The 6,321-nt window shown below is 73.4% G+C and carries 7 protein-coding genes; 4 read left to right on the plus strand and 3 right to left on the minus strand.

From position 1 onward, the window contains the following. The coding region (locus ABZY91_RS41010) for an amidohydrolase family protein (protein ID WP_355409231.1) at positions 1 to 216 on the plus strand (216 nt) is incomplete at its 5' end. A gap of 104 nt (positions 217 to 320) precedes the next feature. Here the strand turns inward: ABZY91_RS41010 and ABZY91_RS41015 are convergent. Both ABZY91_RS41015 and ABZY91_RS41020 read right to left on the minus strand, forming a co-directional pair. After that, on the minus strand, positions 321 to 1,331 hold the full coding sequence (locus ABZY91_RS41015; RefSeq protein WP_355409233.1) for a carbohydrate-binding protein: 1,011 nt from the start codon (positions 1,329 to 1,331) through the stop codon (positions 321 to 323). Positions 1,332 to 1,582: 251 nt separating this feature from the next. Next, complete coding sequence (locus tag ABZY91_RS41020) at positions 1,583 to 3,412, minus strand: diguanylate cyclase (RefSeq protein WP_355409235.1); 1,830 nt, start codon at positions 3,410 to 3,412, stop codon at positions 1,583 to 1,585. A 435-nt stretch (positions 3,413 to 3,847) separates the two neighbouring features. Here ABZY91_RS41020 and ABZY91_RS41025 point away from each other — a divergent pair, with 435 nt between their 5' ends. Continuing rightward, the gene (locus ABZY91_RS41025; protein ID WP_329949181.1) at positions 3,848 to 4,375 is read left to right on the plus strand and encodes a flavin reductase family protein; all 528 of its coding nucleotides are present in this window, start codon (positions 3,848 to 3,850) and stop codon (positions 4,373 to 4,375) included. 143 nt (positions 4,376 to 4,518) lie between these two features. On the opposite strand, the gene arfB is transcribed toward ABZY91_RS41025, so the two are convergent. Then, positions 4,519 to 4,950, minus strand: a complete 432-nt coding sequence (gene arfB / locus ABZY91_RS41030) for an alternative ribosome rescue aminoacyl-tRNA hydrolase ArfB (RefSeq protein WP_329883951.1) — start codon at positions 4,948 to 4,950, stop codon at positions 4,519 to 4,521. 77 nt (positions 4,951 to 5,027) lie between these two features. On the opposite strand from arfB, the gene ABZY91_RS41035 reads away from it, so the two are divergent. Together ABZY91_RS41035 and ABZY91_RS41040 are read left to right on the plus strand one after the other, a co-directional pair. Further along, positions 5,028 to 5,516 (plus strand): hypothetical protein, encoded by a 489-nt coding sequence (locus ABZY91_RS41035; protein ID WP_329883952.1) that lies wholly within the window; start codon positions 5,028 to 5,030, stop codon positions 5,514 to 5,516. Between the two features lie 112 nt (positions 5,517 to 5,628). Then, positions 5,629 to 6,204 carry a TerD family protein gene (locus ABZY91_RS41040; RefSeq protein WP_329883953.1) on the plus strand — a complete coding sequence of 192 codons (576 nt, stop codon included), beginning with the start codon at positions 5,629 to 5,631 and terminating at the stop codon, positions 6,202 to 6,204. Positions 6,205 to 6,321 lie beyond the last annotated feature (117 nt).

Below are 6,321 nucleotides of genomic sequence, written 5' to 3' on the forward strand. Positions count from 1 at the left end.
GCCGTCAACGGGCTGACCCTCAACCAGGCCGTCGAGTCGCTCTCCACCGTCCCCGCCCGCCTGCTCGGCCTCGCCGACTCGGTCGGCACGCTGGAGCCCGGCAAGAACGCCGACCTCGTGGTGCTCGACTCCGCCACGTACGACCTGGTCGCCGTCATGCGCCGCGGCGAGTGGATCACCGGGGCCGACCGCTTCGCCCCGCTCGGGTCCGCCTGACCCGCCCGGACCCGCCGGTGTCCGCCTGCGCCCGCCGGCAACGGAACGGCCGCCCGCTCCCCTCGGGGAACGGGCGGCCGTTTCGCGTGGACGGGCCGGCCGGATCAGCCGGCGGCCTCCAGCACCACCTGGTCGACCAGGATCGCTCCGCTGCCCGCAGGCACGGTGAGCGTGATCGTGTTCGCCCCCGCCTGGAGCGGCGGGGTTATGTACGTCGTGTACCAGGAGGCCGCCGGCTCCTTCCCCGGCGAGTAGTTCTTGAAGGACAGCCCACCGGGCCAGTCCTTGCCGTTCACCGAAGCCACGGCCTTCACGTCGGTACCCGGGTTGTTGAAGTGCACCGTGAACTTGTACGTCCCGGCCGCCGCCAGCTCGCCGTTCCAGCTGACCGAACCGCCCGGCTGCAGCGTCAGGTAGGCGCCGTCCGCCGACTTGGTGCCCTTGACGGAGTTCCCGGACGGCGCGTTCTGCCCCTGCAGGCCGCTCGCGTCGACGGTGGCGGGGCCGGTCACCGGGGTCGCCGAGGCCGTCGCCGAGGCGGGGGCCGTCGGGCTCGTGCTGCCGGTGCCGCCCGGCGTGGCCGGGGCACCGGTCGAGCTGGTGGCGCCCTTCGCGTTCTTGTCCTTGTCCTTGTCCGGGTCCCCGCCCGAGAGGGCTATCCCGGCGCCGATCGCGACGGCCGCGACCACCGCCACGGCGCCGATCACCGCACCCTTGCCCCGGCCGCCGCCCGGCCGCTCCTCCCCCGGCTGCGGCCGGGAGTGCTCGGCGTAACGGGCCTGCTGGGTCGGGGCGCCGCCGCCGTACTCGGGGTGCTGCGCGGGCACTCCGCCGTACTCGCCCTGCGGCGGGTACGGCTGCCCGGGCTGCGGCGCCTGCGGGTAGCCCGGCTGGGCCGGGTAGGGCTGCTGGGGCCGGGCCTGCTGCCCGTACTGGGCGCGGCCGACCTCCATCGGGCGGCTGTACGGCGTGCGCGGCACGCCCTGCTGCGGCTCGGACGGCTGGGCCGCCGCCGCACCGTCGGCAGGACGGTACAGATAGCCGAACGGGTCGTCGTCCTGAGGGGTGCCGCCCTCCGGGCCCTGGGGCACTCCGCTGTTTCCGGCGGTCGTCACGGTGGTCAACTCCCCCATCGCGGTCGCGCCGCCGGGCTGCCGTGCCCCCGGCGCTGGTCGTGGTCGCTTGTACCCGGGAACACTACCTGTCCTCGGCGACGCCCCGAAAAGACCCCTTGACGACCAGCGGGTAGCTTTCGCCCGGAACGCCCCGCTCCCGCGGCCCGGAACCTCCGGTCACCGCCCCGGCCGGCCTCCCCGCAGGGTTCCAACCACCGGGTTCCACCACCGGGTTCCCCCGCCGGGCTTCCTCAGCCGGCCCGCCGGTGCGAGCGCTCGCCCCTGGCCCCGCGCACCGAGCCGCCCCTGGCCCGCTTCTCGTCGTACATCCGCTCGTCCGCGGTGTGCAGCACCTCTTCGATGCTCATCCCGCAGCCCGCCCAGCCGACGCCCAGGCTGACGCCGACCCGCATCGCCCGGCCGTCGATCCGCATCGGCGGGATGATCGCGTTGCGCAGCCGGTGGGCGAGGTCCTTGGCCTCGTCGCGCCCGATCCCGTCGGCCAGCACCACGAACTCGTCGCCGCCGAGCCGGGCCACCGTGTCGCCGTCCCGCACGGCCCCGCTGAGCCGGCGGGCGACCTCGACCAGCACGGCGTCGCCGGCGTTGTGGCCGAACCGGTCGTTGATCGACTTGAAGCCGTCGAGGTCACAGAAGAGCACCGCGAGCCCCTTCTCCACGACGACCGGGCCGCCCGAGCGGAACGGTCCCGACCAGACCTCGCCGCCGGACCCGTGATCGGCGGGCACGACCGCGTGCACGTGCTCGCCGTAGCCGGCCGGCCCCGGGTTCGCACCGGCGGCCGCCGACGGGTACCCCTCCGGAAGGCCGTAGCCGTGCGCGGGCCCGGACCGCACGTCGGTCCCCTCCAGGCCCTCGTACGCGGCGTGCGCGCTGTAGGAGTCGGCCACCGCGTACCCGGCGCCCTGGTAGCCGCCGCTCCCGTAGGGGATGTCGGCGGGGCCCGGCTGGTGTCCGGCGGCGCCGACCGTCTGCGGCTGGCCGCAGAGCCGGCGCCCGAGCCGGGCCTTAAGCTCGGCGCTGTTCGGCAGACCGGTGAGCGCGTCGTGGCTGGCCCGGTGGGCGAGCTGGAGCTCGTGCCGCTTCCGGTCCTCGATGTCCTCGACGTGCGTGAGCAGGAAGCTCGGCCCCTCCGCGGCGTCGGCGACGATCGAGTTGCGCAGGCAGACCCACTGGTAGCCGCCGTCCCGCCGGGAGAGGCGCAGTTCAGCCCGGCCGCTCTCGGCGCTGGTGCGCTCCAGCAGCGCCCGGTCGTCCGGGTGGACGAGGTCGGCGAAGCTCTGCTGGCGGAGCACCGCGCGAGGGCGGCCGAGCAGACGACAGAGCGCGTCGTTGACCCTGGTCAGCTGACCGCGTCCGGCCCCGTGCAGCTCGGTGATGGCCATCCCGCTGGGCGCGTACTCGAACGCCTGGCGGAAGCTCTCCTCGCTGGCCCGCAGGGCCTGCTGCTCCTTCTCCAGGCGGGCCAGCGCGCGTTGCATCTCGGCCCGCAGCCGGGCGTTGCCGATCGCGATGGAGGCCTGCAACGAGAACATCTCCAGCGCCTCGCGGGTCCAGGCCCCGGGCCGCTTGCCGCTGCGCGGGCGGTCGACCGAGAGGACGCCGAGCAGGTCGCCGCCGGCGCTGTACATCGGGGCGAGCAGACCGTCGGCCGGGTGCCAGTCGTTGGCGTAGACGGGCATCGGGCCGTCCCCGATCCAGCGCGGAATGTCGCTGGCGACGGCCCAGCCCCGGTCATAGGGGAGGAAGCGCAGGGTGCCCCAGTGGTCGCTGACGCCGAGCAGCCGGTCCCAGGACTCGCGGGAGCCCACCTGGCCGAGGAGGACGGAGGGGCCGCCCATGGCGCTCTCCTCCAGCTCCCAGACGGCCGCCACCACGAGGTCGCCGTCCGGCCGGACCAGGCTGACCGCGGCGGCGTCGAAGCCGAGTCCGTGCACCGCGCCCTCGACCACGGCCTGCAGCGTGCCCGCCAGGCTGCGGGCAGCGTTGAGGTCCGCCACGACCCGGTGCAAGGTGCGGAGGGTCGCGAGACGGACGTACGGCTCCGACTCGGCTTCCATGCGGGGGCTCCCCGGCTGCTTCGGATAGGTCTTGATTGGTTATCGTCCGATTGCCAGAAGAACTGAATCACAGGGAGCACAGCGTTCGGCACGCTCGGTCAGCAATAGGTCGCCACTTGTGACTTAAATCACACAACCCTAATGCGCCCTTCATCAGCCCATCTGTCCCATATCTGGACATAAGCCCTTATCGGAACATTTATCCTGGTCGGTCGGATCGGCCGCGCACTGAAGTCGGCTGCCCGCCGGGCAGGCCCTCCACTTCACTCCTGGGGGTGAGAGCGGCCGAGAACCGTAACCTCGGCCCCACCTCGGAGGCCCGCAGCGAGGGCCGTACCGCGGGACCGCGCCACGGACTGCACCCCGGACTGCGCCGCTGGTCCTACGACCAGGGCCCGATGCCGTTCCGCCCGGTCGCGGGCTACCGTGCGCTACGTGTACTCGTCCCCGCAGCCCGAGGCTGCCTCCCAAGCAACGCCCGACGAGTTCCGGGCGGCGCTCTCCCAGCTCGCCGCCGGAGTGAGCCTGGTGACCGTCCACGACCCGGAGGACGGCGAGGACGTCGGGATGACCGCCACGTCCTTCCTCTCCGTGTCGCTGGAGCCGCCACTGGTCCTGATCTCCGTCCGCGAGGACTCCCGGATGGACGAGGTACTCTCCCGGGCCGACACCTGGGCGGTCTCGCTGCTCACCGAAGGGCACAAGGCCCTCGGCTCGCGGTTCGCCATGAAGGGCCGGCTCAGTGACCGGCTGCTGTTCGCCGAGGCCCCGCACCGCCGCGGGGCGTTCAGCGACGCCCCGCTGATCGACGGCGCGCTCGCCACCGTGGAGTGCCGCACCGAGCAGCGGATAGCCGCCGGAGACCACACCCTGCTGCTCGGCCGCGTCCTGGAGGCACTGGTGCCCGACCCGGGCGGCCGTCCGCTGCTCTACTTCCGCGGCGGCTACCGCACCCTGGGCTGACCCCGGCGGGGGCTCCGGTCCCCCCGGCCCCTGCCGCCCGGCGCCCGGCGGGCCGCCGTCCTTCCCGACCGACGGCCACCGGCCTGCCGGGCCCGCGTACCGACCGGGCCCGGTCCCGCGTACGGCCCGCCCTGCCCCGCGGGCTACTCGCCCTGCGGGGACCGCCGCCCCTGCTTCAGCTCCGAGCGGTGCCGCTTGTTGGTCAGCCGCCGCTCGACCATGCCCTTGCTGGGCCTGGTCGCCCGGCGGGCCTTCGGCGGCGGCGCCGTCGCCTCCCCGAGCAGGGAGGCCAGCCTGGCCGCGGCGACCTCGCGGTTGCGCCACTGCGAGCGGTGCTCGGAGGCGCGGACCACCAGCACCCGCCCGTCCACCAGCCTGCCCGCCAGCCGCTCCAGCGCGCGCTGCTTCCAGACGTCGGGCAGTGCGGCCGAGGCCGCCAGGTCGTAGCGGAGCTCGACCTGGGTGTCCGACGTGTTGACGTGCTGGCCACCGGGGCCGGAGGAACGTGAGAAGCGCCAGACGAGCTCGGCGTCGGGGACGACCACCGATCCCCGGACGCGAATGGGCTCGGGCATGCGCCCATCATCCCGCGCCGGGCCCCCGCCGGTCACCCGGTTATCCGACCCGGCGCGCAGCCCCGACAATGGCCTGTGTGATCGAGCTCGGCTACTCCCTCTCCAACCGCTTCCCCGACCCCCCGCAGACCGACTACCGGACCGCGACCACCCACGCGCTGCGGTACGACCTGTTCTGCGGCGACGTCTACCTCGACGCCGAGGGAGCGGAGCTGTCCACGGCCTGGGGGTGGGTCCCGGTGCTGGACTTCGCCTGGGCGCTCTGCGACATCGCCGAGGAGCTGGACCGCGACCCGGCCGGCGGTCGCGCCGCCCGGGTGCAGACCGCCGACCTCGACTTCACCCAGAACACCGAACTGCTGCGTTTCGCCCGCCGGTTCAACTGGGTCGAGGTCACCGCCACCTGGCTGCCCGACGAGCCGCCGGCCGTGATCCGTCACGGCGACCTGAGGCGCGAGGCCCGCGACTTTCTCCAGGACACACTCGCCGACCTCTTCGACATGCACCCCGATCTCGCCGACAATCCGGCCATCTGGTCACTTCAGGGCCGGTTCCGTCGAATCTGACGGGGAATACCCGAACCCGTGCCGGCGACGGAAATCCGTCGACCCGCGTGGAACCATCTCCGCCGGTTCCCGCGTTATCCCGGCAAAAGCAATCGAAGGGACAGCACACACCATGCCAGTGAGCCTCTCCAAGGGTGGCAACGTCTCGCTGACCAAGGAGGCCCCCGGCCTGACCGCGGTCACCGTCGGCCTCGGCTGGGACGTCCGCACCACCACCGGCGCAGAGTTCGACCTCGACGCCAGCGCGATCGTGCTGAACGCGGACGGAAAGGTGCTGTCCAACGGCCACTTCGTCTTCTTCAACAACACGAGCAGCCCGGACAACACCGTCGTCCACACCGGTGACAACCGCACCGGCGAGGGCGCCGGCGACGACGAGGCGATCAACGTCAACCTCGCCACGCTGCCGGCCGAGGCCACCCGGATCACCTTCCCGGTCTCGATCTACGACGCCGTCGCCCGGTCGCAGAACTTCGGCCAGGTCCGCAACGCCTACATCCGTGTGATCAACGCCGCCGGTGGCGCCGAGATCGCCCGCTACGACCTCTCCGAGGACGCCGCCACCGAGACCGCCATGATCTTCGGCGAGCTCTACCGCAACGGCGCCGAGTGGAAGTTCCGCGCCGTCGGCCAGGGGTACGCCTCCGGCCTGGCCGGCATCGCCCAGGACTTCGGCGTCCAGCTCTGACGTCGCCCCCTGCGGTCCCCGGAGCGCCCGTCCCGCCCCCCCCCCCCCCGCCGCGCCGCCCCCTGCCGGCGCGCGGTCGGGCCCACGGCAGGACACCCCTCCCAAACCACCATATAG

It is taken from the genome of Kitasatospora sp. NPDC002965 (genome assembly GCF_040611255.1).
In the GTDB taxonomy this organism is placed as follows: Bacteria; Actinomycetota; Actinomycetes; order Streptomycetales; family Streptomycetaceae; genus Kitasatospora.